Here is a 26,759-nt window from a genome sequence, read left to right on the forward strand (position 1 = left end):
CGTCGTAGTCGAAGTCGCGGTACATGCGCTCGGTGAGGTCCATCGCCACGTCGAAGGTGGGCCGGCCGGGCACGAAGCTCGCGCGCGCATAGGCGGCGAAATCGTCGTGGCGCGGCACGTAGGGCGAGGGAAAGACAAACTCGGAAGCCGCGTCGAAGGTGGCGTCCTTGCGAAAGCGAAAGCGCTCGCGCACGGCCTCCCAGGGCAGCTCGCGCGCCACCGCGCTCGAGAGCACCGGCACCGAGGTCTCGACCACGCTCTCGGCGGTGACCACCAGCCGGTCGTGCGTGGCTTCGAGCGCGAAGAAGGCGCGGGTGTTGCCGTAGACGTCGGGCAGCTCGCTGCGCTGCGCGGGCGCCGGATCGATCGCGAGCTGGTGGCTCACCAGCCGCTGCGAACCGGTGGCCAGCGGCTTCAGGTGGGCTAGGTGCTGCGCCGTCTCGACCGGCGGTGCGTACTCGTAGCGGGTTTCGTGGGTGACGTGCAGCAGCATGGCGAGGCCGTGGGTTGTTTTTTTTATTTCGACTCGGCGCCGAAGTGCGAGGCGTAGATCTTCGCGTAGGTGCCGTCGGCCTTGATGTCCGCCAGGCCCTTGTCGATCCTGGCGAGCAGCTCGGCATTTCCCTTCTTCACCGCGATGCCGTACTGCTCGGCCGGAAAGCCCGCGTCGCTCACCGTCTTGAAGCCGCCGCCGGCGTTGTTGGCCAGGTAGTGCGCCACCACGCCGTTGTCGGCCACCACCGCCTGCACGCCGCCGGCTTCGAGCTCCTTCAGCGCGAGCGGGGTGGATTCGAAGCGCTTGATGGCGGTGCTCGATTTGCCCAGCAGCTTGCCCACGACCTCATCGCCGGTCGTGCCGTTCTGCACGCCGACCTTCAGGTTCTTGAGGTCCTCGAACTTCGCGACCGGCGAATCGCTCTTGACCGCGATGAGCTGCCGGGCCTCGAAGTAGGGCTGCGAGAAGTCCATGGTCTGGCGGCGCTCGTTGGTGATGGTGATGGACGACACCAGCAGGTCGCGGTCGCCCTGGTCGAGCGAATTGAAGATGCCTTCCCACGGCGTGTTGACGAACTTCACCTCGATGCCGGCCTTCTGCGCGACGGCCTTGACCACGTCGATGTCGAAGCCCACGACCTCGCCCTTTTCGTTCTGCGATTCGAAGGGCGCGTAGGCGGCGTCGGTGCCCACGACCAGCACGCGGGCCGTGGCGGGCGGCGGCGGTGCGGAGGCGGCCGCGGGCGCAGCGGCCTCCTGCTTGCCGCAGCCGGCGAGCATGAGGCCGGCGACAAGTACCCCGGCGGTCAGTGTGAATCGGCGGTTGATGGCGATGCCTGACATGAAAATGCCTCCTTCGAAATATCGTTGTGAGATCACGCGCCGACCGAGCGCAGCGATTCGGAGGTGAGCGTGAAGTAGCGCGTGCCGATGGCGTCCGACACATGGTAGGCCGCCGTCTCGCAGTTGGCGAGCAACTGCACCAGCGCGGGATAGTTCGCTTCGGGGCCGGTGGCGCAAAGGTGTTCCAGCGTCCAGGTGGCCGGGTCGGGCAACTCGTACGACAGCGCGGTGAGCTTGCCCGGCGCGCTGCCCGCGAGCCGCGCGATGCGCCCGCGCAGGGTCTGCGTGACCCAGGCCAGCGAGCGCGGGTTCTCGGCATCGAGCACCAAGAGGTCGACCAGCGTGGCCACGTCGCGGCGCTGCTGGTAGCGCGCGTGGAAGGTGATGGTGCTGTCGAACAGCGCCACCATCGCCTCGAAGCCGCTGACCTCGTGCACGGCGCCGTTGTCGAAGCCTGCTTCCAGGGCGTTCGACAAAAAGCCCAGGCGCTCGATGTGGCGGCCGATGGAGAGCAGGCGCCAGGCGTCGTCGCGCGTCATGCGGTCGGTCTGCGCGCCGGTCATCGCGGCCAGCGCGGTGCTGGCCGATTCGAGCGCGCGCAGCGCGGCGCTGGCGGCGAAGCTGCCTTCGCCGGCCTGCTCGGCCGCGCGGCGCAGGAAGTCGGCCTCGGCGCGCACGATCTGGTTCCAGTTGTCCTGCGAGAGCCGCTCGCGCACGGCAGCAGCGGCCTCGCGGATGCAACGAAGGCTGTAGCCGACGCTGCCGCCCTTGTCCACGTCGCCGAGCTCGGCCACCAGCGCGCGTTCGAACACCCGGCGCGACTGCGGCGCGCTCGGCGCCTCGGCCGGCACCAGCGCATTGCGCACAGCCATGCGGTGCAGCCATTCGAGCAGCGGGCGCGACGACTGGTCTTCGCCGCCCAGCAGGTTGAGCGTGAGGCGCGCCAGGCGCACCGCGTTCTCGGCGCGCTCGGTATAGCGGCCGAGCCAGAACATGTTCTCCGCCGCGCGGCTGGTGACCGGCGCGCGGTGCCGCGCGAGCGAGGCGGGCGTCGCGTGCGGCTGCAGCAGCGTGGTGCGATCGACCTCGCCGTGCGTCTGCACCCACACGTCGGCGCTGCTGCCGCCGCGCTGCATCGAGGCGATCTGCGCATTCGCGCCCGCAAGCCGCGCGAGCCCGCCGGGCAGCACGCGCCACGACTGCGCGCCGTCGCTCACCGCGAACACGCGCAGCAGCACCGCGCGCGGCGCGATGTGGCCGGGGCCCAGGTCGCTCGCCCAGGTGGGCATCTGCGACAGCGGCAGGTAGCTCTGCACGGTGTGGGCATCGCCCTCGCGCACGATGCGGCCGGCCCATTCGTCGAGTTCGCGCCGGCCGAGCTGGCTGCCGAGCACCGCGTCGAAACTGGTCTGGCCGTCGAAGCCGGGATAGGTGGGCTTGATGGCGCAGTCGCCCAACTGCGGCAGCACGGCTTCTAGCGCGGCGCGCTCGCCGCACCACCAGGTGGGTAGGGCCGGGAGCTTGAGCTTCTCGCCAATCAGCCGGCGTGCGAGGCCCGGCAGGAAGCCGAGCAGCGCGGGCGATTCGAGGAAGGCCGAGCCCGGCATGTTGGCCACCAGCACGTTGCCGGCGCGAATCGCCTGCAGGAGGCCGGGCACGCCGAGCGTGGAATCGGGGCGCAGCTCCAGCGGGTCGAGGAACTGGTCGTCCAGCCGCTTGATGAGGCCGTGCACCGGACGCAGGCCCTGCAGTGTTTTCAGGTAGAGCCGCTGGTCGCGCACCGTGAGGTCGCTGCCTTCGACCAGCGTCACGCCCAGATACCGCGCGAGGTACGCGTGCTCGAAGTAGGTCTCGTTGTACGGGCCGGGGGTGAGGAGGGCGATGTGGGGCGGCACGCCGGCCGGGCACATGCGCTGCAGGCCGTCCATCATGGCGCTGTAGGTGGCGGCCAGGCGCTGCACGTGCAGCGCCTCGAAGGCCTGCGGAAACTGCCGCGTGATGGCCAGGCGGTTCTCCAGCAGGTAGCCCAGGCCCGAGGGCGCCTGGGTGCGCTGCGACACCACCCACCAGTTGCCGTCGGGGCCGCGCGCGAGGTCGAAGGCCGCGATGTGCAGCCAGGTGTCGCCCGGCGGCTTCACGCCGTGCAGCGCGCGCAGGTAGCCCGGATGGCCGCGCACCAGCGCCGGCGGCAGGAGCCCTTCGCTCAGCAGTTGCTGCGGGCCGTACACGTCGGCCATCACGCGGTCGAGCACGCGCACGCGCTGCAGCACGCCGGCCTCGATCTGGCTCCAGCTCTCGGGCGAGACGATCAGCGGAAAGAGGTCCAGCGACCAGGGGCGCTGCGGTCCGTTGGCGTCGGCGTAGACGTTGTAGGTGACGCCGTTGTCGCGGATCTGCCGCTCCAGGCTCACCGCACGGCGCGGCAGGTCGTTGAAGCCGCCCGGGCCGAGCTGGTCGAAGAAGGCGTTCCAGGCGGGAGTGAGCGGCGGTTTGTCGTTGGACGACGTTTGCTGTTGCGACTGGGACTGCGACTGGGACTGGGACTGCGATTGGGACGATTGCGATTGGGACTGCGACGGCGTGGCCGCCGGCCGCTCCGCCGCCGCGTCGTACAGCAGCGGGGCCGGCGCAGTCGCCGGCGCCGCACCACCGGAAGCGGGCCTCGCGGGCGCAGCCGCGGTGGCCTGGCCACGCAGCTCGTCGAAGTGGCCGGGCAGCGCGGCCGGTGCGAGCGCCGACGCCAGGGCCGCTGGAAACTCCAGGGCCTGGGCGTCGAACAGGGATTCGTTCAAAGGTTCCACAGGGGGTGGATTGTCACACCGCCGTCACGGCGCGGCCGCTCGGGCAGTGTGCTAAATGACCCCTTATCGGCGCAGATCGAGCGTGAACGGGAATTCGCGGCTGCCCGGCAGCTCGATGGTGGCCGGCGGCGTGCGCATGAGGCCGGGCGTGTGGCCCATGCGCGTGAAGCGCGAATGGCGGCGGCTCTCGGCCTCGTAGGCGTTGACCGGGAAGCTGTCGTAGTTGCGTCCGCCCGGGTGGGCCACGAAGTACTGGCAACCGCCGAGGGACCGCTTCATCCAGGTGTCCACCAGGTCGAAGGTCAGCGGCGCGTGGGCGCCGATGCTCGGGTGCAGCGCCGAGGGCGGGTTCCACGCCTTGTAGCGCACGCCCGCGACGAATTCGCCGGTCACGCCCGTGGGCTGCAGCGGCAGCACCTTGCCGTTGACGGTGACGACGTGGCGGCTCTCGTTCAGGCCCGTCACGCGCACCTCGATGCGCTCGAGCGACGAATCGACATAGCGCACCGTGCCGCCCGCCGAACCTTCCTCGCCCATCACGTGCCACGGCTCCAGGGCGTTGCGCAGCGACAGCTCCACGCCCATCGCCTGCATCTGGCCCACGAGCGGGAAGCGGAACTCGAAGTGCGGCGCGAACCAGTCGGGATCGAACGCGAAGCCGGCCTGGCGCATCTCGCTGATGACGTAGTCGAAGTCCATCTTCACGAAGGTCGGCAAGAGGAAGCGGTCGTGCAATTCGGTGCCCCAGCGCGTCACGGGTGCCTTGTAGGGCTCGTCCCAGAAGCGGGCCACCAGCGCGCGAATCAGCAGTTGCTGCGCAATGCTCATGCGCGCATGCGGAGGCATCTCGAAGGCGCGCAGCTCCAGCAGGCCGAGGCGCCCGGTGCTCGAATCGGGCGAGTAGAGCTTGTCGATGCAGAACTCGCTGCGGTGCGTGTTGCCCGACACGTCGATCAGGATGTTGCGCAGCGTGCGGTCGACCAGCCATGCGGGCATGTTCTGGCCGTAGATCTCGCGGTTCTTCGCGATTTCCTGCAGGGCAATTTCCAGTTCGTAGACCTGGTCGTTGCGCGCCTCGTCCACGCGCGGCGCCTGGCTCGTCGGGCCGATGAACATGCCCGAGAAGAGGTAGCTCAGCGACGGGTGGTTGTGCCAGTACAGCAAGAGGCTCGCGAGCAGCTCGGGCCGGCGAAGGAACGGGCTGTCGGCCGGCGTGGCGCCGCCCATCACGAAGTGGTTGCCGCCGCCGGTGCCCGTGTGACGGCCGTCGGTCATGAACTTCTCGGCCGACAGGCGCGTCTCGAACGCGGCGTTGTAGAGGAACTCGGTGTGCGCGACCAGTTCCTTCCAGTTGTGGGCCGGGTGGATGTTGACTTCGATCACGCCCGGGTCGGGCGTGACGGCCAGCATTTTCAGGCGCGGATCGCGCGGCGGCGGATAGCCTTCCATCACGATGCGCATGTCCAGCTCGCGCGCGGTGGCTTCGATGGCGGCGACCAGGTCCAGGTAGTCCTCCAGGCGCGCGAGCGGCGGCATGAAGACGTAGAGCACGCCCGAGGCGCTGCCCTTTTTCTCGGCCGACGGGCCGTTGGCGCGGCGCGGATCGCGCACCTCCACGCACAGCGCGGTGCGCGTGACCCAGTGGGCCGATTCGCCGCGCAGGGGCTGGCGGGTGGCCGGTGTGGCGGACGGGGCGGAGGTGGCGGACGCGGCCGAGGCATCGGCGTTCGCGTCGGCGGCACGTGCGGCGGCCGCTGCGGCATCACCGCTGGCCGCATCGCCGGGGCTCTGCATGCGCAACGATGCGGGCACCACGGGCGGCGTGCCGAAGGTGTAGGGCACGTCGCCGAGGTTGGCACCCGTGGAGCCGGCTGCACCCACAGCGCCTGTGCTGTAGCGCGCACGGTAGTCGGCCGCGCTCGGCAGCGCACCGCGCGGCGCGGTCGGGTCGCGCTCGATCAGGTAGGGGTAGTCGCCCTTGCTGGCCCACGGCTGCGAGTCGAGCGGCAGGCGGTAGCCCATGGGCGAATCGCCCGGAATGAGATAGAGCCGGTCGTCGCGCAGGAACCAGGGGCCGGTCTTCCAGCCGGGTCCGGCGAGCGCGGGCGCATCGCCGTTCGCATTGCCCGGCTCGATGGGCAGCATGTAGCCGATCACCGCGTCCAGCTTCTGCGTGAACACGCGGCGCAGGCGCACGCGTTCGAGCTCGTCGTCCAGCTTCGACTCGAAGGGGTCGACGTTCACCGGCAGGCGGCGTTCGCGCCAGAGGTAGTAGTAGGTGTCTTCGTAGCCGGGCTGGATGTAGCGCTCGGTGAGGCCGAGATTGCCGGCCAGCGTGCTGGTGAAGCGGCGTGCGTCCTCGCTCGTGTAGTGCGTGGGAAAGCGCTCGTCGGCGAAGAGCGCCGGGTCGTGCCACAGCGTCTGGCCGTCGGCGCGCCAGAAGATCGAGAGGGCCCAGCGCGGCAGCTGCTCGCCCGGGTACCACTTGCCCTGGCCGAAATGCAGGAACCCGCCGTTGCCGTATTCGGCGCGCAGCTTGTGAACGAGTTCGGTCGCGTAGCCGCGCTTGGTGGGGCCGAGCGCGTCGGTGTTCCACTCGGGCGCGTCGCGGTCGGCGGTGGCAACGTAGGTGGGCTCGCCGCCCATCGTGAGGCGCACGTCGCCGGCCTTCAGGCGCGCATCGACGGCATCGCCGAGCGAGAGCACCTCGGCCCATTGCTCTTCGGTGTAGGGCTTGGTGACGCGCGGCGATTCGTAGATGCGCGTGACCTTCATCTCGTGGCCGAACTCGACCTCCGATTCGTCCACGCCGCCTTCGATGGGCGCCGCGCTCGACGGCGTGGGCGTGCAGGCGAGCGGGATGTGGCCTTCGCCGGCCATGAGGCCCGAGGTCGCGTCGAGGCCGATCCAGCCCGCGCCCGGCAGGAACACCTCGCACCAGGCGTGCAGGTCGGTGAAGTCGACCGTCGTGCCGCTCGGGCCGTCCAGCGCCTTCACGTCGGGCGTGAGCTGGATCAGGTAGCCCGAGACGAAGCGCGCGGCCAGCCCCATGTGGCGCAGCAGCTGCACCAGCAGCCAGCCCGAGTCGCGGCACGAGCCGCTGCCGTTGGTGAGCGTCTCTTCCGGCGACTGCACGCCGGGCTCCATGCGGATGAGGTAGTTGACGTCCTGCTGCACCTGCTGGTTCAGGCCCACCAGGAAGTCGATGGTGCGCTGCTCCTTGCGGTCGATCTTCTCGAGGTAGGCCTCCACCAGCGGCGTTGCCGGATCGGCCACGAGGTAGGGCGCGAGCTCCTCGGCCTGCGAGGCGGTGTACTTGAACGGAAAGTTCTCGGCCTGCGGCTCGAGGAAAAAGTCGAAGGGGTTGTAGACCGCCATCTCGACCACGAGGTCGACGGTGACCTTGAATTCGCGTGTTTTCTCGGGGAACACCAGCCGCGCCTGGTAGTTGGCGAACGGGTCCTGCATCCAGTTGACGAAGTGCTCGGCCGGCTCGACGGTGAGCGAGTACGAGATCACGTTGCTGCGGCAATGCGGCGCGGGCCGCAGGCGCACGACCTGCGGGCCCAACTGCACCAGGCGGTCGTATTTGTAGTGGGTGACGTGGTGGAGTGCGGCGTGAATGGACATGCGTTTTTATGTGCAGTACTGCGAGATTGCATCGAAAAGATGTCTCTTGTGAGACGCATACTAGCCCAGAAGCCAAGCAATTAACGCGCCATCGAGCGCGGGTTCGGGGAGGGTTTGCATCATGTGTCGTGGAGTCGTGTGCTGACGCCGTCGCGTGCGTCCGGCAGGGGCGTGTCGTGGGCGTTTGCCGCATTGGGGGGATCGCTCGCCGGTGCGGCGTTGCAGTTGCATCAGCCAACGCTGTGGCGGGCGGGGGCCTATGCGGCCTTGCTGTTCGCGGGTGTCGCGGGGCTGTGGTGGCGGCGTGCCTTCGGGCGGCTGTTGCTGGTCGCGGCACTGGTGTGCGGCGCATTGGCCGGTGCGGGGCTTGCGGGGTGGCGTGCCGTTGCCTACGCAGGCGATGCGCTCGATCCGTCGCTCGAAGGGCGCGACCTGCAGGTGACCGGCGTGGTCTCGCAGATGCCGCAGCGCAACGAGACTGGAACGCGGTTTCATCTCGATGTCGAATCCGCGCGTTGGGCCGATGCGCGCAACGATGCGCCGCCTGTGGTGCCTTCGCGCATCGCGCTCGGTTGGTACGGCGAGAACACCGGACTCTGGGGGCATGCCATGGAGGGACGGGCCACTTCCTCCGCTGCAGTCGGCGCGCTGCATGCCGGCGAGCGATGGCAACTCACGGTGCGGCTCAGGGCACCGCACGGCAACCTCAATCCGCATGGCTTCGACAGCGAACTCTGGCTGTGGGAGCAGGGCGTGCATGCCAACGGCTACGTTCGGACCGGCACGCACGATGCGGCGCCGGCGTATGTCGCGAACACGTGGTGGCATCCCATCGAGCGCGCACGCGAAGCGGTGCGCGATGCGGTGTTCGAGCGCGTGGCCGACCGCCGCCAGGCCGGTGTGATCGCCGCGCTGGTCACCGGCGACCAGGGCGCCATCGACCGTGCCGGCTGGGACGTGTTCAGGGCGACCGGCGTGGCGCACCTGATGTCGATCTCGGGCCTGCACATCACGATGTTCGCGTGGCTCGCCGCGCACATCGCCGGCGCGCTGTGGCGACGCAGCACGCGGTTGATGCTGCGCCTTCCCGCACCCCAGGCCGCGCTGATCGGCGGCGTGCTGCTGGCCACGCTCTACGCGCTCTTCAGCGGATGGGGCGTGCCCTCGCAGCGCACGGTGTGGATGCTCGCCACGGTCGCGCTGCTGCGCCTGACCGGCCGGCGCTGGCCGTGGCCGCATGTCTGGCTGCTGACGGCCGCGGTGGTGGTGGCGATCGATCCGTGGGCCTTGATGCAGGCGGGCTTCTGGCTCAGCTTCGTCGCGGTGGGCGTGCTCTTCGCCACCGATTCGACGGAGGCCGGCGAGCGGAAAACGGGCGCCGCGCAGCGGCTGTTCCTGTTCTTTCGCGAGCAATGGGTGATCACACTGGCGCTCACGCCATTGAGCCTCTTGCTGTTCCAGCAGGTGTCGGTGGTGGGGCTGCTGGCCAACGCGATCGCGATTCCCTGGGTCACGCTCGTGATCACGCCGCTGGTCATGCTGGGCGCGGTCGCGGCGCCGCTGTGGGATGTCGCGGCCTGGGCCGTGCAGGCGCTCGCCGTCCTGCTGCAATGGCTCGCGGGGCTGCCGTTCGCCACGCTGTCGATGGCCGCGCCGCCGTGGTGGATGGCGGCCTGCGGCGTGGCCGGCGGCGCGTTGCTCGCCATGCCGTTGCCGCGGTCGATGCGCGCACTCGGCCTGCCATTGCTGCTGCCCGTGTTGCTGTGGCAGATGCCGCGGCCCGCCACCGGCGAATTCGAACTGCTCGCGGCCGACATCGGGCAGGGCAGCGCCGTGCTGGTCCGCACCGCGACGCACAGCCTGCTCTACGACGCCGGGCCGCGCTACAGCCTGGAGAGCGACGCGGGCCATCGCGTGCTCGTGCCGCTGCTGCGCGCCTTCGACGAGCGGCTCGACATGCTGGTGCTGAGCCACCGCGACATCGATCACACCGGCGGCGCGCCTGCGGTCCTCGCGATGCAGCCCGGAACCCTGCTGCTCAGCTCGATCGAGGCGACGCATCCGCTGCGCGCGCAGCACCCGGGAGCGGTGTGCGAAGCCGGCCGGCAATGGAACTGGGACGGCGTGCATTTCGAGCTGCTGCATCCGCTCGCCTCGGACTACACGGCCACGGCCAAATCGAACGCGGTCTCGTGCGTGCTGCGCATCGGCAATGGCCGCGCGGCCGTGCTGCTGGCCGGCGACATCGAGCGCGACCAGGAGCGCGCGCTCGTGCAGCGCGGCGGCGCGCTCGCGGCCGACGTGCTGCTGGTGCCGCATCACGGCAGCAAGACATCGTCGAGCGAAGCGCTGCTCGATACGGTGCACCCGCGCATCGCGCTGGTCCAGGCGGGCTACCGCAACCGCTTCGGGCATCCGGCGAAGGAGGTGGTTGCGCGCTACACGGCGCGCGGCGTGCGGGTGGTGGAGAGCGTGCGCTGCGGCGCCGCGCAATGGACCAGCGTGCGGCCCGCCGAGGTGGCCTGCGAGCGCGATCGCCATGCGCGCTACTGGCAGCACCGCGTGCCCTGACGTGCCGTCGCTGGCCGATTCCCGCCATCCGGCGCGGTTCGCCGCCACGGTCGCGTTGAAGGGGAATTGCTGAAAAATGTGAACTAATTGTTAAACCAAAGGGGTATGGCCGATTGCCTCGTCGCGGATCGCGGCGCCTGATGCGTTGTATCGATCCGAAACAACATGAGGAGGCCGCATGTTTCACAAGAACAGGCGTCAGCACCAACCGATCGGCAGGCGGACGCCATGATGGCCGCAGCCGTTCCCACCATCACCGGCGCCGGGGCCACCGCGACCCCCACCGCCAGGCTCCAGATGCACCGCGAGGGGGCGGTGCTCGTGCTGACCATCAGCAATCCCGCGGCGCGCAACACCGTCAATCCATCGATCTACCGGGCCGCCGCGAAGGCGATACGCGCCGCCTCGGGTTTTCGCACTGTGCGCGCCATCGTGCTGACCGGGGAGGGCGAACATTTCTGCGTCGGCGGCGACCTGCGGCGGCTCGTGCGGCAGCGCAAGCTCCCGCAATCGGAGCAGCTGGCGCATTCGGACGCGCTGAACGAATGGGTCATGGCGATGCAGGAAGCGCCCCAGCCCGTCATCGCCGCGGTCGAGGGCACGGCGGCGGGCAGCGGTTTTTCGCTGTGCCTTGCGTGCGACCTGGTCGTCGCGGCCGAGGACGCGGAGTTCGTGATGTCCAACGTCAACTTCGGCCTGTCGATCGACGGCGGCGGCACCGATTCGCTGGTGCGCTCGCTGCCGCCGCAGGCCGTGCTCGAGATCCTCCTGGGCGGTTCGGTCCATCACGCTCGCCGGCTTCATGACTGGGGCGTGGTGAACCGCATCGTGCCGCGCGGCACGGCCTACGCCGCCGCGCTCGCCTGGGCGCAGAAGCTCGCGCAAGGCCCGTTCGACGTGCAGGCCCGCATCAAGGAGCTGGTGTATGCGGCCCGCGGCCGCAGCCGCCGGGAGCAACTCGAGGCCGAGCGCGGCGTGCTGGTCGAGAGCCTCTACAGCGACGAAAGCGGCAAGCGCATCAAGGAATTTCTCACGGCCCGCCAGAAGCGATAGCGCGGGAGCGACTGTTTACGGGCCTTTCGGCGATGCATAAGGGGTTCTACTGGCCTCGAACTTGCTAAGCTATGGCTCAAGGAGATTGGTCGTTCCATGCACAAATTCGATGAGATGTATGAGCAGTTGCCCTATGCGGGGGCTGCAATCCGACAGCACTACAAGCGCTACGACCAATGGCTTGCGAAGCAACCCGGTGAGGTGATGCGATCGCGGCGCGAAGAGGCGGAACTGATCTTCCGCCGGGTCGGCATCACCTTCGCGGTGTATGGCGCCAAGGACGAGGACGGCTCGGGCACCGAGCGGCTCATTCCGTTCGACCTGCTGCCCCGCATCATTCCCGCCCACGAGTGGGACAGCATGGAAAAAGGGCTGGTGCAGCGCGTGACGGCGCTCAACCGCTTCCTGCACGACGTCTACCACGACCAGGAAATCATCAAGGCCGGCATCATCCCGGCCGAGCAGATCCTGAACAACGCGCAGTTCCGCCCCGAGATGATGGGCGTGACCGTGCCGCACAACGTCTACTCGAACATCTCGGGCATCGACATCGTCCGCGCCCCCGATGCCGACGGCAACGGCGAGTACTACGTGCTCGAAGACAACCTGCGTGTGCCCAGCGGCGTGAGCTACATGCTGGAAAACCGCAAGATGATGATGCGGCTCTTCCCAGAGCTCTTCAACCAGAACCGCATCGCGCCCGTCGCGCACTACCCCGACCTGCTGCTGGAAACGCTGCGCGCGAGCGCGCCGCCCGCCACGGCCGAGCCCACGGTGGTGGTGCTCACGCCCGGCATGTACAACAGCGCCTACTTCGAGCACGCCTTCCTCGCGCAGCAGATGGGCATCGAGCTGGTCGAGGGGCAGGATCTGTTCGTCAAGGACGACTTCGTCTACATGCGCACGACGCGCGGACCGCGGCGCGTCGATGTGATCTACCGCCGCGTGGACGACGACTTCCTCGACCCCGACGTGTTCCGCCCCACCTCCACGCTCGGCACGGCCGGCCTCATGCGCGCCTACCGCGCAGGCAACGTGGTGATCTGCAATGCAGTGGGCACCGGCGTGGCCGACGACAAGTCGATCTACCCCTACGTGCCCAAGATGATCGAGTTCTACCTCGGCGAGAAGCCGATCCTGAAGAACGTGCCGACCTACATGTGCCGCAACAAGGACGAGCTGCAGTACACGCTGGACAACATGAAGGACCTCGTCGTCAAGGAGGTGCACGGCGCCGGCGGCTACGGCATGCTGATCGGCCCGGCCGCCACGCACGCCGAGATCGAGGACTTCAAGAAAGCTGTGATCGCCAAGCCCGACGGCTACATCGCGCAGCCCACGCTGAGCCTGTCGACCTCGCCGACCTTCGTGGACGCGGGCATCGCGCCGCGCCACATCGACCTGCGGCCCTTCGTGCTCTCGGGCAAGGAGGTGCAGATGGTGCCCGGCGGCCTCACGCGCGTGGCGCTGAAAGAGGGTTCGCTGGTGGTCAATTCCTCGCAGGGCGGCGGCACCAAGGACACCTGGATCCTGGAGGCCGAGCGTGCGCCCAGGGCGCAATCGCAGTCCCAGTCGCAGTCGCAGAGCGCCTCGTCATCGGTCTGAGTGCAAGCAGGAAATCAGGAGAACAAACAATGCTGTCACGCACCGCCGATCACCTCTACTGGATGTCCCGCTACACCGAGCGCGCCGAGAACACCGCGCGCATGCTCGACGTCAACTACCAGACCTCGCTGCTGCCGCAGTCGGCCGAAGTGGCCAAGTACGGCTGGCAGGGCGTGCTGTCCATCAGCGAATTGCTGCCGCTCTACAACAAGAAGTACGAGCAGATCACGCCCAACGAGGTGATGGAGTTCATGGTCAAGGACGAGAGCAATGCCTCCTCGATCGTCTCGTGCCTGAAGGCCGCGCGCGAGAACGCGCGCGCAGTGCGCGGCGCGCTTACCACCGAAGCGTGGGAAACGCAGAACACCACCTGGCTCGAAGTGAACCGCATGCTGCGCCAGGGCGACTTCGAGCGCGACCCGGGCCAGTTCTTCGAATGGGTCAAGTTCCGCTCGCACCTCTCGCGCGGCGTGACGCTGGGCACGATGCTGCAGGACGAGGCGTTCTACTTCTCGCGCCTGGGCACTTTCCTCGAACGCGCCGACAACACCGCGCGCCTGGTGGACGTGAAGTTCCACGCGCTCAACAGCGAATTCTTCGGCGCCGCCACCGAGGAAGACCAGGAGTACGACTTCTATCACTGGAGCGCGATCCTGCGCAGCGTCTCGGCCTTCGAGGTCTACCGCAAGGTGTACCGCGACGTGATCAAGCCCGAGCGCGTGGCAGAGCTCCTGATCCTTCGCGCCGACATGCCGCGCTCGCTGCACGCGAGCCTGGTCGAGGTGGTCAACAACCTCGCGAAAGTGCAGAACGAGCAGAGCGCCGAAACGCAGCGCCGCGCCGGCAAGCTCCTGGCCGACCTGCAGTACGCGCGGGTGGACGAGATTCTTGCGACGGGGCTGCATGCGTACCTCACGCAGTTCCTCGACCGGGTGAACGAACTGGGCGGGCGCATCAGCCAGGACTTCCTGGTCCCCGCGCACTGAGCGAGCCCCGGGGCCGTCAGCGTGAAAACGACTCGACGGCCACCGGGATCTTCGGCGCCTGCCAGCGGTAGGCGTCACCCAGCACATTGCGCTCGGGCATCTGCCCGCTCCACTGGATCTTGAGCAGGTCCATGAGCGTCCATCCGGTCCAGTCCGCGCGAAAGGGCTGCTGCTGCGCGGCGCCGCCCAGCAGCGGCTCGCGGCTGCGCCAGACCACGGCCGGAATTCGGTAGCCCGACGCGGTCGACGGGCTGTGGCCCGCGCGGTCGCTGCCATGGCCGACCTCCTGGCCGTGGTCCGAGAGGTACATCCATGCGCGGTACTCGTCGGGCTTGCCCGCGGTGCGCGTCTGCTGCAGCAGCTCCGACACCACGAAGTCGTGGTACAGCAGCGCCGCGTCGTACTCCTGGCGAAAGCGCCGCACCCAGGCGGAGCGGCCGTCCTTCACCAGACCGGTCTCGACCGCATCGACGTCGTCGTCGAACGGGTTGGCGTTCTCGGGAAAGCGCAAGCTGTAGTGCGGGTGCGCGCCCATCAGGTGGACCACGATGAGCTTGCGATCGGTGCTCGTGTCGGCAAAGGCCTCCTGCACGCAATCGAGGATCTCTCCGTCCAGCGAGGCACTGGCGCGGCCGGGCGTGCGGTTGACCATGTCCACCACGTCGGCGAAGCGCGCATGCTGCTGCTCGATGGCCAGGTCGTCGTGGTTGCTGATCCACCAGACCTTGTAGCCAGCGGCGCGCGCCAGGGCCAGCAGGTGCGGCGGGTTGTCGCCGTCCTTGCCGTTCTCGGCGTTCTCAGCGTGGGGCAGGCCGAAGTGGAACATGTTGCGCAGCGCGGGCAGGGTGCTCGCGTCCACCGACCAGGCGTTCTTCAGCACCGCCATCTGCTCGCCGGCCTGCGCCTTGTGCGCCAGCAAGCGCGGCGTGGTCGGGCGGCCGTAGCCGTAGAGCGCCATGTTGTCGCGGTTGATGCTGTCGGTGATGACCAGCACCACCGTGGAAGGGCCGGCCTGCAATGCCACCGGCGCGATGGCCCGGGCCTGCGCCATCGCACGGTCGCGCACCTTCTCCTGGTCGGCCCAGGCGGCGCGCAGCGTGTGCACCGACTGCGACCAGCCGGCCCAGAAGATCGCGGGATGCAGCCGGCGCCATGGCTTGCTCGCATAGGCCACGCAGGCGACGAGCAGCAGGACCAGCACCAGCGACCGGAGCCAGAACGGCGACCGCGTGCGCACAGACGATGCAGCCGCATCGAAGACGGCGCCGCGTCGCGCGAACATGCCCACGAGCACGCCGGCCACGGCGAGCGCGGCCGACCAGACGACGGCCGAGCGCCAATGCATCCACAGGTATTCGGTGCTCTCGCGCGCATTGGTGTTGGCCGCCGCGCCGAGCACCATCGCGCCGTCGGGCGCGGCCTGGTAGGTGTCGAGCAGGTAGGCGCGCACCGCGCCGTCGAGCGCGAAGCCCATGGCCCAGAGCCACACGAGCACCGTGCGCACGCGCCGCATGCGCGCGCTCTTCAACGGCCATGCGAGCCACAGCACCACCGGCGCGGCGAGCACCGCGAGCTGTGCGATGCGGCGGCCGTCGTGGCCCAGCGCGATCAGTGCGAGCAGCGTGGCGCCGACCACGCCGCAGGCGAGCAGGGCATTGCCGCGCGATGCGGGGGCGTCGGAGGGAGCGGAAGTCAAGCGTGGGATGCGAGTCGATGGGGCGTTCGGATTCTGCGTCCGCCGATGCGCCGCGAAGGCCAGTGCCCCGACGGCTGCGGGGGCCATGCCGGTGGCACGTCGGGATATCCCTCAAGGAACTTATCGCGCCTCACGCGCCCAGATGGGCTCGCCCGGCAAGGCGCGGCCTCGCCGTAAAAACTTCGATCCCCTTTGAAAGGAACCCTCTCTCCATGTCCAGATTCAGCCGGCTGCCCGCGCTCCTGCTCGCCTTCGCCCTCTCGTGGATGGCCCTGCCGTCCGCGTCGGCCGCACCTCAACGACAGATGGTCAGCGCCGCGGTCGACACCCTGAACATGCGCACTGGCCCCGGCCAGCGCTACGAATCCCACTGGACCGTGAGCAAGGGCTATCCGTTCCGCGTGATCGGCCGCAAGGGCAACTGGCTGCACGTCAGCGACTTCGAGAACGACAAGGCCTGGGTCTACCGTCCGATGACCGCCAGGACGCCGCATCACGTGGTGAGGGCGAAGGTGGCGGTGCTGCGCAAGTCGCCGAGCACGCGCAGCCCCATCGTGAAGCGCGCGGGCTACGGCGACGTGCTGCGCACGCTGGAGCGCCGCGGCGACTGGGTCAAGGTGCGGCACGAAGGCGGCGGCACCGGGTGGGTGGCGCGGCGCCTGGTCTGGGGCTGGTAGGCCCCGGCACTCATCGGATCAGGTCGCGGTGGCCTGACGCACCGCGCGCTCCCAGCGCGCCATCGATTCCTCGGCCTGCGCGCGGCCCATGGTCGGCAGGAAGCGCCGCTCCACCTTCCACAGTTTGGAGAGCTGGCGCGCATCGGCATAGACGCCGGTCGACAGCCCCGCGAGGTACGCGGCGCCGAGCGCGGTGGTCTCGATGACTTCGGGCCGCACCACCGGAATGCCCAGCAGGTCGGCCTGGAACTGCATCAAGAGGTCGTTGACGCTCGCGCCGCCATCCACGCGCAGCTCGGCCACCGGCTTGCCGCCCGCGGCCACCGCATCGCGGCTCATGGCCTGCAGCAGCGCGGCGCTCTGGTAGGCGATGCTCTCCAGCGCCGCACGCGCGATGTGCGCGACGGTCGTGCCGCGCGTGAGGCCGGTGATCGTGCCGCGCGCATCGGCATCCCAGTACGGCGCGCCCAGGCCGGTGAAGGCGGGCACCATCATCACGCCGCCCGCATCGGGCACGCTCTCGGCGAGCGACTGCACCTCGGCGCTGCCCTTGATGGCCTTGAGGCCGTCGCGCAGCCACTGCACGACCGCGCCGCCGACGAACACGCTGCCTTCCATCGCGTACTGCGGCGTCGCATCGGTCTGCGCCGCGCTGGTCACCAAGAGCCCGTTGTGCGAGGGCTGGAACGCGCCGCCCGTGTGCATCAGCAGGAAGCAGCCGGTGCCGTAGGTGTTCTTGGCCATGCCGGCCTCGAAGCAGGCCTGGCCGAAGAGGGCGCTCTGCTGGTCGCCCGCCACGCCGCCCACGGGCAGGCTGTGGCCGAGCAGCGCCGCATCGGTGTCGACGAAATGCGAGCTCGAAGGCTGTACCTTCGGCAGGAGCGCGGCCGGGATGTCGAGCGCCTTCAAGAGGTCGGCGTCCCATTCGTTCGTGTGCACGTTGAAGAGCATCGTGCGCGAGGCGTTGCTCACGTCGGTCACATGCGCCTTGCCGCCGGTGAGCTGCCACATGAGCCAGCTGTCCACGGTGCCGAAGGCCAGCTCGCCGCGCTCGGCATCGGCGCGCGCGCCGGGCACGTTGTCCAGCAGCCAGCGCAGCTTGGTGCCGGAGAAATATGCGTCGATCACCAGGCCCGTCTTCTCGCGGATGGTGTCCGTCATGCCTTCGTCGCGCAGCTGCGCGCACAGCGGCTCGGCGCGGCGGTCCTGCCAGACGATGGCGTGGTGCATCGGCTGGCCGGTCTTGCGGTTCCACAGCACGGTGGTCTCGCGCTGGTTGGTGATGCCGATGGCGTGGATGTCCGTGGGTTTGAGCTTCGCCTTCACGAGCACTTCGCGCGCGGTGGCCAGCTGGCTGCGCCAGATTTCCATCGGGTCGTGCTCGACCCAGCCCGGCTGCGGGTAGATCTGCGTGAGCTCCTTCTGCGCGATGGCGACGATGCGGCCTTCGCGGTCGAACACGATGCTGCGGGAGCTGGAGGTGCCCTGGTCGAGGGCGAGCAGGTAGGTGGTCGTCATTCGGTCGTTGTTCCTTGTGTCATGCCCGTGCTTCAGTGGCCGCGCGCGATTTCCAGGCGCACCTGCGCGGCATGCAGCAGGTCGGCGAACGGCGCGGGCGGCGCCGCGTCGGTGAAGAGGCGATCGATCTGCGAGAGCGTGCCCAGCTGGATCATCGCCGGCCGGTTGAACTTGCTCGCATCGGCCGCGAGCCACACCTCGCGCGCCTGCGCGATGATGGTCTGCGCCACCTTCACCTCGCGCAGGTCGAAGTCGCGCAGCGACCCGTCGGCCTCGATGCTGGAGACGCCGATGAGCGCGATGTCCACCTTGAACTGGCGGATGAAATCGATGGTGGCCTCGCCCACGATGGCGCGGTCGCGCGCGCGCACCGAGCCGCCCGCCACGATCACCTCGCACGAGGCGTTGCCGCTCAGGATGGTCGCCACGTTCAGGTTGTTGGTGATCACGCGCAGCCCCGTGTGGCGCATCAGCGCCTTGGCGATGGCCTCGGTGGTGGTGCCGATGTTCAGGATCAGCGAGCAGTCGTTGGGCACCAGCTCGGCCACGCGCTGCGCGATGCGCGCCTTGCCTTCGGCGTGCAGCGTCTCGCGCTGCTGGTAGCCGATGTTCTCGGTGGTCGAGCTGGGCATGCGCACGCCGCCGTGAAAGCGCGTGAGCAGCCCCTCGTCGGCCAGCCGCTGCACGTCGCGCCGCACGGTCTGCAAGGTCACGCCCAGCATGTCGGCCAGTTGCTCGACGGTGACGGAGCCGCGCGTGCGCACGGTGTCCAGGAGGTTGATCTGGCGCGGGTTGGAATTCACAGGGGCGTCGTGGAGTGCGTAAAGACTGTGGGCAGCGTACAGGGCGCGTCACTTTAAAGCGAAAGAAAACGAACCGGACTAAGGGAAAACTCGGAGGAAAATCGCGCCAAAAGGAATCCAAATGAAAAAATCCGAAAATACAATGGCGCCCTCCAGTGACCAAAGTCACGATTCAACGGGCCCCATTCCTGTGAGCGATTTCTCTTCTGGTTCGCCTCTGCCACCGATCGATTGCGACGTGCTGATCGTGGGCGGCGGCATCAACGGCTGCGGCATCGCACGCGACCTCGCCGGCCGCGGCTGGCGCGTCGTGCTGTGCGAGAAGGACGATCTCGCCTCGCACACGTCTTCTTCCTCCACCAAGCTGATCCACGGCGGCCTGCGCTACCTGGAGTACTACGAGTTCTCGCTCGTGCGCAAGGCGCTGCAAGAGCGCGAGGTGCTGCTCAAGAGCGCGCCGCACATCATGTGGCCGCTGCGCTTCGTGATGCCGCACGACCCCTCGATGCGGCCGGCCTGGATGATCCGCATCGGCCTGTTCATGTACGACCATCTCGCCAAGCGCGAGGTGCTGCCCGGCTCGCGCAGCGTCGACCTGCGCAAGCACGCGGCCGGCAAGCCATTGAAGGACCAGTACAAGCGCGGCTTCGTCTACTCCGACGGCTGGGTCGACGATGCGCGCCTGGTGCTGCTGAACGCGCTCGATGCGAAAGCACGCGGCGCCGAGGTGCTCACGCGCACCCGCTGCACCCATGCCCGGCGCGATGCCGACGGCTGGACCGCCACGCTCGAAGGTCCGCAAGGAACGCGCACCGTGCGCGCGCGCGCCGTGGTGAATGCCGCGGGGCCGTGGGCCGAATCGTTCCTGCGCGGCGTGGCGCAGTCGGCCAAGGGCGAATCGCTGGCCACCAAGAGTCTGCGCCTGGTGAAAGGCAGCCACATCGTCGTGCCGCGCCTGTTCGAGCACGACCACGCGTACATCTTCCAGAACCCCGACAAGCGGATCATCTTCGCTATCCCCTACCAGGACGAGTTCACGCTGATCGGCACCACCGACATCGAGTTGAACGGCGACGACCCCGGCGCCGCGCGCATCGCGCAAGAAGAGATCGACTACCTCTGCACGCAGGCCAGCCGCTATTTCGAGAGGCCCATCGTGCCCGCCGACGTGGTGTGGACCTACTCGGGCGTGCGCCCGCTGCTGGACGACGCCTCGGGCGACCCCTCGGCCGTCACGCGCGACTACATGCTCGAGTCGAACACCACCGCCGCGCCGCTGCTGTCGGTGTGGGGCGGCAAGATCACCACCTTCCGCAAGCTCGCGGAAGACGCGGCCGACGAGGTCGGCAAGATGCTGGGCCAGTCGAATGCGCAGCGTCCCGCGTGGACCGACGGCGCGTTCCTCGCCGGCGGCGACCTGTCGGCATGGATCGGCGCCGCGCGCCGGCCCGACGACGATTTCGAGCGCTTCGTCTCGGCCGTGCAGGCGAAATACCCATGGCTCTACGGCAAGCTCACGCGCCGCCTCGCGCGCGCCTACGGGGCGCGGGTGTCCGAGCTGCTCGGCGATGCGAAATCGCTCGCCGACCTGGGCCCCGCGGTGGCGCCCGACCTGCACGAGCGCGAGCTGCGTTTCCTGCAAACCCATGAATGGGCCGTGAGCGCGGACGACGTGCTCTGGCGCCGCTCCAAGCTCGGCCTGCACTACACGCCGGCCGAGCGCGAACAGGTCGCGGCCTGGCTGCAGGCCAATGCCGGCGCGAAGAACAACGACAAAGTGGAAGTGGAGGTGAGCTGATGCAGCTGACGATGGAGCACGTCACCAAGAAGGTCGGCGCGCAGACATGGCTCTATGAACAGAGCATCGCCCCCAAGAGCGGCGCGGTGACCGTGCTGCTGGGCGCCACGCAGGCCGGCAAGACCAGCCTGATGCGCCTGATGGCGGGGCTCGATACGCCCACGACGGGCAAGGTGCTGGTCGACGGCAAGGACGTGACCGGCATGCCGGTGCGCGAGCGCAACGTCGCGATGGTCTACCAGCAGTTCATCAACTACCCCTCGCTCAAGGTGTCCGACAACATCGCCTCGCCGCTCAAGCTGCGCGGCGAGAAGAACATCGACGCGCGCGTGAAGGCGCTGGCCGACAAGCTGCACATCGGCATGTTCCTGGACCGCCTGCCGGCCGAGCTCTCGGGCGGGCAGCAGCAGCGCGTGGCGCTGGCGCGCGCGCTCGCCAAGAACGCGCCGCTCATGCTGCTGGACGAGCCGCTCGTGAACCTGGACTACAAGCTGCGCGAAGGCCTTCGCGAAGAGCTCACGCAGCTCTTCGCCACCGGCGATTCGACAGTGATCTACGCGACCACCGAACCCGGCGAGGCGCTGCTGCTCGGCGGCTACACCGCGGTGATGGATGCGGGCGAATTGCTGCAATACGGCCCGACCGCCGAGGTGTTCCATGCGCCGCAATCGCTGCGCGTGGCGCGCGCCTTCAGCGATCCGCCGATGAACCTTCTGACCGGCACCGCAACCGCGGGCCAGGTGCAACTGGCGGGCGGCCCGGCGCTGGCGCTGGCGTTGCCCGAAAGCGTTTCGGGCGCGGTCACCGTCGGCCTGCGCGCGAGTGCGTTGAACGTGGGCGCGGGCGAGGGCGACATCGCCTTGCCCGGCAAGGTGGAGCTGGCCGAGATCTCGGGCTCCGACACCTTCGTGCACGTCGATACCGCGGTGGGCGAACTGGTGGCGCAGCTCACCGGCGTGCACCGCTTCGAGCTGGGCGCCTCGATCACGCTGTACTTCAGCGCTTCGCAAGCCTATGTGTTCGATGCCAGTGAAAAACTGGCGCTGGCGCCCGCATGGCGAAGGACCTAGCATGACCCCCAGTCTTCGCGCACTTCGTGTCGCTTCGCCAACCCCCTTCCAGGGGGCAACACCTGCGGCCCGGCAAAGCCGGTTCCGCGGTGTTCCACGACAAGACCTCGCCTGTTTCATGCATTGCGAATCACGCGAGAGCGTGAAGGAGAGCTGACATGGCACGCATCGATCTCGACCTGGCCCACGCCTACCGCGCCAATCCCACGCAGGACAGCGACTATGCGCTGCTGCCGCTGAAGATGAGTTTTCGCGACGGCGGCGCCTACGCCTTGCTCGGCCCCTCGGGCTGCGGCAAGACGACCATGCTCAACATCATCTCGGGGCTGCTCGTGCCCTCGCAGGGCACGGTGACCTTCGACGGCCGCGACATGACGCGCGCCACGCCGCAGGAGCGCAACATTGCGCAGGTGTTCCAGTTCCCGGTGATCTACGACACCATGACCGTGGCCGAGAACCTCGCGTTTCCGTTGCGCAACCGCAAGGTGCCCGAAGACCAGATCAAGAAGCGCGTGGGCGAGATCGCCGAGATGCTCGACATGAGCGGCCAGCTCAACCAGCGCGCCGCGGGCCTGGCGGCCGACGCCAAGCAGAAGATCTCCCTGGGCCGCGGCCTGGTGCGCAGCGACGTGTCGGCGGTGCTCTTCGACGAGCCGCTCACCGTGATCGATCCGCACCTGAAGTGGCAGCTGCGCCGCAAGTTGAAGCAGATCCATCGCGAGCTCAAGCTCACGCTGATCTACGTGACGCACGACCAGGTCGAGGCACTCACCTTCGCCGAAGAGGTGGTGGTCATGACGCGCGGCAAGGCCGTGCAGGTGGGCAGCGCCGAGGCGCTGTTCGAGCGGCCGGCCCACACCTTCGTCGGCCACTTCATCGGCTCGCCGGGCATGAACTTCCTCTCGGCCAAGAGCACGAACGGCGCGCTCGAAGTGGCGGGCACGCCGCTCGTGCCGACGCGCGAGCTCCCGCAAGGGCCGCTGAAGATCGGCATCCGCCCCGAGTACCTGCGCCTGTCGAACGCCGGCGCCGCGGGCGCCGTGCCGGCGGTGGTCAAGCAGGTGCAGGACGTCGGCACGCACGCGATGCTGAGCGCCGAAGTCGACGGCATCGTGATCAAGGTGCGGCTGCACTCCGACGAGCAGCCGCCGGCCGCGGGGGACACGGTGTGGCTGCGGGTGCTGGATGCCCACACCTGCTACTACAAAGACGAGGAACTGGTCGCATGAACGCCACCAACAAACCCATCAACCAGAAAGCCTGGTGGCTCGTGCTGCCGGTGCTGATCTGCGTGGCCTTCTCGGCCATCGTGCCGCTGATGACGGTGGTCAACTACTCGGTGCAGGACATCATCTCGCCGGAGCGCCGCGTGTTCGTGGGCACCGAATGGTTCGCCTCGGTGATGCGCGACGACGAGCTGCACCAGGCGCTGTGGCGCCAGCTGGGCTTCTCGCTGTCGGTGCTGCTGGTGGAGATTCCGCTGGGCATCGGCCTCGCACTGTCGATGCCGGCCAAGGGCTGGAAGTCGTCGGCGGTGCTGGTGGTGGTGGCGCTGTCGCTCTTGATTCCATGGAACGTGGTGGGCACCATCTGGCAGATCTACGGCCGCGCCGATATCGGCCTCCTGGGCCATGCGCTGCAGGTCATGGGCATCGACTACAACTACACCGGCAGCGCGACCGACGCGTGGCTCACGGTGCTGGTGATGGACGTGTGGCACTGGACGCCGCTCGTGGCGCTGCTCTGCTATGCGGGCCTGCGCTCGATTCCCGACGCCTACTACCAGGCCGCGCGCATCGACGGCGCGAGCAAGTTCGCGGTGTTCCGCTACATCCAGCTGCCCAAGATGCGCGGCGTGCTGATGATCGCGGTGCTGCTGCGCTTCATGGACAGCTTCATGATCTACACCGAGCCCTTCGTGCTGACGGGCGGCGGGCCGGGCAATGCGACCACGTTCCTGAGCCAGTACCTCACGCAGAAGGCCGTGGGGCAGTTCGACCTGGGGCCGGCGGCCGCGTTCTCGCTCATCTATTTCCTGATCATTTTGTTGTTCTGCTTCGTGCTCTACAACTGGATGCAGCGGGTCGGTACGCAGGAAGTGGAGGTGGAAAAATGAACGAGAAAAGGTTTCACAAGCGCAGCATTTTTCTGGTGCTGTACATCCTGTTCGCGCTGTTGCCCATCTACTGGATGATCAACATGAGCTTCAAGACGAACGAGGAAATCCTCTCGAGCTTTTCGTTCTTCCCGCAGCAGCTCACCTGGGCCAACTACGCGCGCATCTTCACCGACGAGTCGTGGTACTCGGGCTACATCAACAGCCTGATCTACGTGGCGATCAACACGGTGATCTCGCTCACCGTGGCGCTGCCCGCGGCCTATGCGTTCTCGCGCTATTCGTTCCTCGGCGACAAGCACGTGTTCTTCTGGCTGCTCACGAACCGCATGACGCCGCCCGCGGTGTTCCTGCTGCCGTTCTTCCAGCTCTACAGCACCGTGGGGCTCATGGACACGCACCTGGGCGTGGCGCTCGCGCATTTGCTCTTCAACGTGCCGCTGGCGGTGTGGATCCTGGAAGGCTTCATGAGCGGCATTCCGCGCGAGATCGACGAGACCGCGTACATCGACGGCTACTCGTTCCCGCGCTTTTTTCTCACCATCTTCCTGCCGCTCATCAAGGCCGGCGTGGGCGTGGCGGCGTTCTTCTGCTTCATGTTCAGCTGGGTCGAGCTGCTCCTGGCGCGCACGCTCACGAGCGTGAACGCCAAGCCCATCGTCGCGACGATGACGCGCACGGTCAGCGCCTCGGGCATGGACTGGGCGACGCTCGCGGCAGCCGGTGTGCTCACCATCGTGCCGGGCGCGATCGTGATCTGGTTCGTGCGTCACTACATCGCGAAGGGTTTCGCGATGGGCCGCGTTTAAGAGGAGACAGGCGACATGTTCGACTGGATGGTCTGGACCACGCCCGTGGCCGTTTTCTTCATCTGCATCGCGCTCATGCTGGTCGGCATGACGGTGTGGGAATTCAAGTCGCCCACCACGATGCGCCGCGGCTGGCTGCCGATCGCCACCACGCGCGGCGACCGGCTCTTCATCGGCCTTTTGTCGGCCGCCTATGTGAACCTGGTCTTCATCGGCCTGGCCGGCAAGTTCCAGGAATGGATGAGCCTGGAAGCCGAGCCCTCGATCTGGATCAGCTTCGTGCTGTCGATGTTCGTGCTCGCCCTCGTCATGCGCAAAGGCTAGCCCACCGATTTTCGAGACGCGTCCGGCTCTCCGCCTCCCCGGAGCCGCGATGAAAAAACCGGGGAAGCACAACCGAGGAGACACATTCATGAAGATGCGCTACACGGCATTGGCACTGGCAGCGGCGATGTTCGCCGCGCACGGTGCTGCGTCGGCCGGCGAGGCCGAGGCCAAGAAATGGATCGACAGCGAATTCCAGCCGTCGACCCTGTCCAAGGACAAGCAGATGGAGGAGATGAAGTGGTTCATCGACGCCGCCAAGAAGCTGCAGGCCAAGGGTGTGAAGGAGGTGTCGGTCGTTTCCGAAACGCTGACCACCCATGAGTACGAATCCAAGACGCTGGCCAAGGCCTTCGAGGAAATCACCGGCATCAAGGTCAAGCACGACCTGATCCAGGAAGGCGACGTGGTCGAGAAACTGCAGACCTCGATGCAGTCGGGCAAGTCGATCTACGACGGCTGGGTGTCCGACTCCGACCTGATCGGCACGCACTACCGCTACGGCAAGATCATGTCGCTCACGGACTACATGAAAGGCGCCGGCAAGGAGTTCACCAACCCGGGCCTGGACCTGAAGGACTTCATCGGCACCAGCTTCACCACCGCGCCCGACGGCCAGCTCTACCAGCTGCCGGACCAGCAGTTCGCCAACCTGTACTGGTTCCGCGCCGACCTGTTCGCGCGCAAGGACCTGCAGGACAAGTTCAAGGCCAAGTACGGCTACGACCTGGGCGTGCCGCTGAACTGGAGCGCGTACGAGGACATCGCCGAATTCTTCAGCGTCGACGTGAAGACCATCGACGGCAAGCCCATCTACGGCCACATGGACTACGGCAAGAAGGACCCGTCGCTCGGCTGGCGCTTTACCGACGCGTGGCTCTCCATGGCCGGCGCGGCCGACAAGGGCATCCCCAACGGCATGCCGATCGACGAGTGGGGCATTCGCGTGGCCGCCGACAAGTGCACGCCCACGGGCGCCTCGGTCTCGCGCGGTGGCGCCACCAATTCGCCGGCGGCCGTGTACGCGCTCACCAAGTACATCGACTGGATGAAGAAGTACGCGCCCAAGGAAGCCATGGGCATGACCTTCGGCGAATCCGGCCCGGTGCCCGCGCAGGGCCAGATCGCCCAGCAGATCTTCTGGTACACGGCCTTCACCGCCGACATGACCAAGAAGGGCCTGCCGGTCGTGAACGACGACGGCTCGCCCAAGTGGCGCATGGCCCCGGGCCCCAACGGCCCGTACTGGAAGCAGGGCATGCAGAACGGCTACCAGGACGTGGGCTCGTGGACCTTCTTCAAGGGCCATGACGCCAACAAGACGGCCGCAGCCTGGCTCTACGCGCAGTTCATCACGGCCAAGACCACCTCGCTGAAGAAGTCGATCACGGGGCTGACCTTCATCCGCGACAGCGACATCCGCTCGGACTACTTCACGCAGAACGCCAACAAGTACGGCGGCCTGATCGAGTTCTACCGCAGCCCCGCGCGCGTGGCATGGACCCCGACCGGCACCAACGTGCCCGACTACCCCAAGCTCGCGCAGCTGTGGTGGAAGAACGTGGCCGAAGCCGTGACCGGCGAGAAGACCCCGCAGAAGGCGATGGACAACCTGGCCGACGAGATGGACAACGTGATGGCCCGCCTGGAGCGCGCCGGCATGGCCCATTGCGCGCCCAAGCTCAACCCCAAGGGCGATCCGGCCAAGTACCTGAGCGACGACCACGCCCCGTGGAAGAAGCTGGCCAACGAAAAGCCCAAGGGCGAGACCATCGACTACAACAAGCTCTTGGGCGCCTGGAAGGAAGGCAAGGTGCGCTGAGCGCGCCTGCCTGAAAAGAGAGAGCCCGCTTGAGTGAAAGGGGCCGTGCCGCAGGGCGCGGCCCCTTTTTTGCTATGCCTATCGGGAACAGCCCCGGTCGTGGGATCGGCGCGACGGCATGACCAATGGCAGATGCGTTCGG

The 26,759-nt window shown here is 67.9% G+C and carries 19 protein-coding genes; 12 read left to right on the plus strand and 7 right to left on the minus strand.

All coding sequences use genetic code 11. The features are described 5' to 3' along the window. The 4 genes from JC881_RS11825 to JC881_RS11840 all read right to left on the minus strand — a co-directional run. Positions 1–493 (minus strand): transglutaminase N-terminal domain-containing protein (locus tag JC881_RS11825; RefSeq protein WP_332875231.1); only part of this gene is annotated, 493 nt, incomplete at its 3' end. Between the two features lie 23 nt (positions 494–516). Then, positions 517–1,338, minus strand: a complete 822-nt coding sequence (locus JC881_RS11830) for a basic amino acid ABC transporter substrate-binding protein (RefSeq protein WP_198785910.1) — start codon at positions 1,336–1,338, stop codon at positions 517–519. A 32-nt stretch (positions 1,339–1,370) separates the two neighbouring features. Then, positions 1,371–4,139: a circularly permuted type 2 ATP-grasp protein gene (locus tag JC881_RS11835; RefSeq protein WP_198785911.1), complete on the minus strand. Its 2,769-nt coding sequence runs from the start codon at positions 4,137–4,139 to the stop codon at positions 1,371–1,373. Between the two features lie 63 nt (positions 4,140–4,202). Next, entirely contained in the window at positions 4,203–7,769 is a 3,567-nt protein-coding gene (locus tag JC881_RS11840) for a transglutaminase family protein (RefSeq protein ID WP_198785912.1), read from the minus strand. Positions 7,770–7,910: 141 nt separating this feature from the next. Here JC881_RS11840 and JC881_RS11845 point away from each other — a divergent pair, with 141 nt between their 5' ends. The 4 genes from JC881_RS11845 to JC881_RS11860 all read left to right on the plus strand — a co-directional run bounded on the left by JC881_RS11845 (position 7,911) and on the right by JC881_RS11860 (position 13,984). After that, positions 7,911–10,340, plus strand: a complete 2,430-nt coding sequence (locus JC881_RS11845) for a DNA internalization-related competence protein ComEC/Rec2 (protein ID WP_198786155.1) — start codon at positions 7,911–7,913, stop codon at positions 10,338–10,340. 231 nt (positions 10,341–10,571) lie between these two features. Beyond that, a complete protein-coding gene (locus tag JC881_RS11850) occupies positions 10,572–11,393 on the plus strand; it encodes an oxepin-CoA hydrolase, alternative type (RefSeq protein WP_233101732.1) in 822 nt (273 codons plus the stop codon). A gap of 96 nt (positions 11,394–11,489) precedes the next feature. Next, positions 11,490–12,998, plus strand: a complete 1,509-nt coding sequence (locus tag JC881_RS11855) for a circularly permuted type 2 ATP-grasp protein (protein WP_198785914.1) — start codon at positions 11,490–11,492, stop codon at positions 12,996–12,998. 29 nt (positions 12,999–13,027) lie between these two features. Next, the gene (locus JC881_RS11860; protein WP_042580506.1) at positions 13,028–13,984 is read left to right on the plus strand and encodes an alpha-E domain-containing protein; all 957 of its coding nucleotides are present in this window, start codon (positions 13,028–13,030) and stop codon (positions 13,982–13,984) included. Between the two features lie 16 nt (positions 13,985–14,000). Here JC881_RS11860 and JC881_RS11865 read toward each other — a convergent pair whose 3' ends face one another. Further along, positions 14,001–15,680, minus strand: a complete 1,680-nt coding sequence (locus tag JC881_RS11865) for a phosphoethanolamine transferase (protein WP_198785915.1) — start codon at positions 15,678–15,680, stop codon at positions 14,001–14,003. 212 nt (positions 15,681–15,892) lie between these two features. On the opposite strand from JC881_RS11865, the gene JC881_RS11870 reads away from it, so the two are divergent. After that, positions 15,893–16,357 (plus strand): SH3 domain-containing protein, encoded by a 465-nt coding sequence (locus tag JC881_RS11870; RefSeq protein ID WP_198785916.1) that lies wholly within the window; start codon positions 15,893–15,895, stop codon positions 16,355–16,357. Positions 16,358–16,375: 18 nt separating this feature from the next. On the opposite strand, the gene glpK is transcribed toward JC881_RS11870, so the two are convergent. Continuing rightward, positions 16,376–17,875 carry a glycerol kinase GlpK gene (glpK, locus tag JC881_RS11875; RefSeq protein ID WP_198785917.1) on the minus strand — a complete coding sequence of 500 codons (1,500 nt, stop codon included), beginning with the start codon at positions 17,873–17,875 and terminating at the stop codon, positions 16,376–16,378. Positions 17,876–17,907: 32 nt separating this feature from the next. Beyond that, positions 17,908–18,678 carry a DeoR/GlpR family DNA-binding transcription regulator gene (locus JC881_RS11880; protein ID WP_198785918.1) on the minus strand — a complete coding sequence of 257 codons (771 nt, stop codon included), beginning with the start codon at positions 18,676–18,678 and terminating at the stop codon, positions 17,908–17,910. A 121-nt stretch (positions 18,679–18,799) separates the two neighbouring features. Between JC881_RS11880 and glpD the strand changes: the two genes are divergently transcribed. The 7 genes from glpD to JC881_RS11915 all read left to right on the plus strand — a co-directional run bounded on the left by glpD (position 18,800) and on the right by JC881_RS11915 (position 26,617). Continuing rightward, on the plus strand, positions 18,800–20,476 hold the full coding sequence (gene glpD / locus JC881_RS11885) for a glycerol-3-phosphate dehydrogenase (RefSeq protein WP_198785919.1): 1,677 nt from the start codon (positions 18,800–18,802) through the stop codon (positions 20,474–20,476). Next, positions 20,476–21,546: an ABC transporter ATP-binding protein gene (locus tag JC881_RS11890; RefSeq protein ID WP_198785920.1), complete on the plus strand. Its 1,071-nt coding sequence runs from the start codon at positions 20,476–20,478 to the stop codon at positions 21,544–21,546. The genes glpD and JC881_RS11890 overlap by 1 nt, the downstream gene beginning before the upstream one ends. Before the next feature lie 158 nt (positions 21,547–21,704). Next, positions 21,705–22,775 (plus strand): ABC transporter ATP-binding protein, encoded by a 1,071-nt coding sequence (locus tag JC881_RS11895; protein WP_198785921.1) that lies wholly within the window; start codon positions 21,705–21,707, stop codon positions 22,773–22,775. Then, positions 22,772–23,662 (plus strand): carbohydrate ABC transporter permease, encoded by an 891-nt coding sequence (locus JC881_RS11900; protein ID WP_093434003.1) that lies wholly within the window; start codon positions 22,772–22,774, stop codon positions 23,660–23,662. The genes JC881_RS11895 and JC881_RS11900 overlap by 4 nt, the downstream gene beginning before the upstream one ends. After that, positions 23,659–24,471: a carbohydrate ABC transporter permease gene (locus JC881_RS11905; RefSeq protein WP_019656045.1), complete on the plus strand. Its 813-nt coding sequence runs from the start codon at positions 23,659–23,661 to the stop codon at positions 24,469–24,471. Before JC881_RS11900 ends, JC881_RS11905 begins: the two co-directional genes overlap by 4 nt. A gap of 15 nt (positions 24,472–24,486) precedes the next feature. Beyond that, complete coding sequence (locus tag JC881_RS11910) at positions 24,487–24,795, plus strand: DUF2160 domain-containing protein (protein ID WP_198785922.1); 309 nt, start codon at positions 24,487–24,489, stop codon at positions 24,793–24,795. Positions 24,796–24,883: 88 nt separating this feature from the next. Next, the gene (locus tag JC881_RS11915) at positions 24,884–26,617 is read left to right on the plus strand and encodes an ABC transporter substrate-binding protein (RefSeq protein ID WP_198785923.1); all 1,734 of its coding nucleotides are present in this window, start codon (positions 24,884–24,886) and stop codon (positions 26,615–26,617) included. Positions 26,618–26,759: the final 142 nt, after the last annotated feature.

The organism is Variovorax sp. IB41 (assembly GCF_016405905.1).
GTDB lineage: Bacteria > Pseudomonadota > Gammaproteobacteria > Burkholderiales > Burkholderiaceae_C > Variovorax.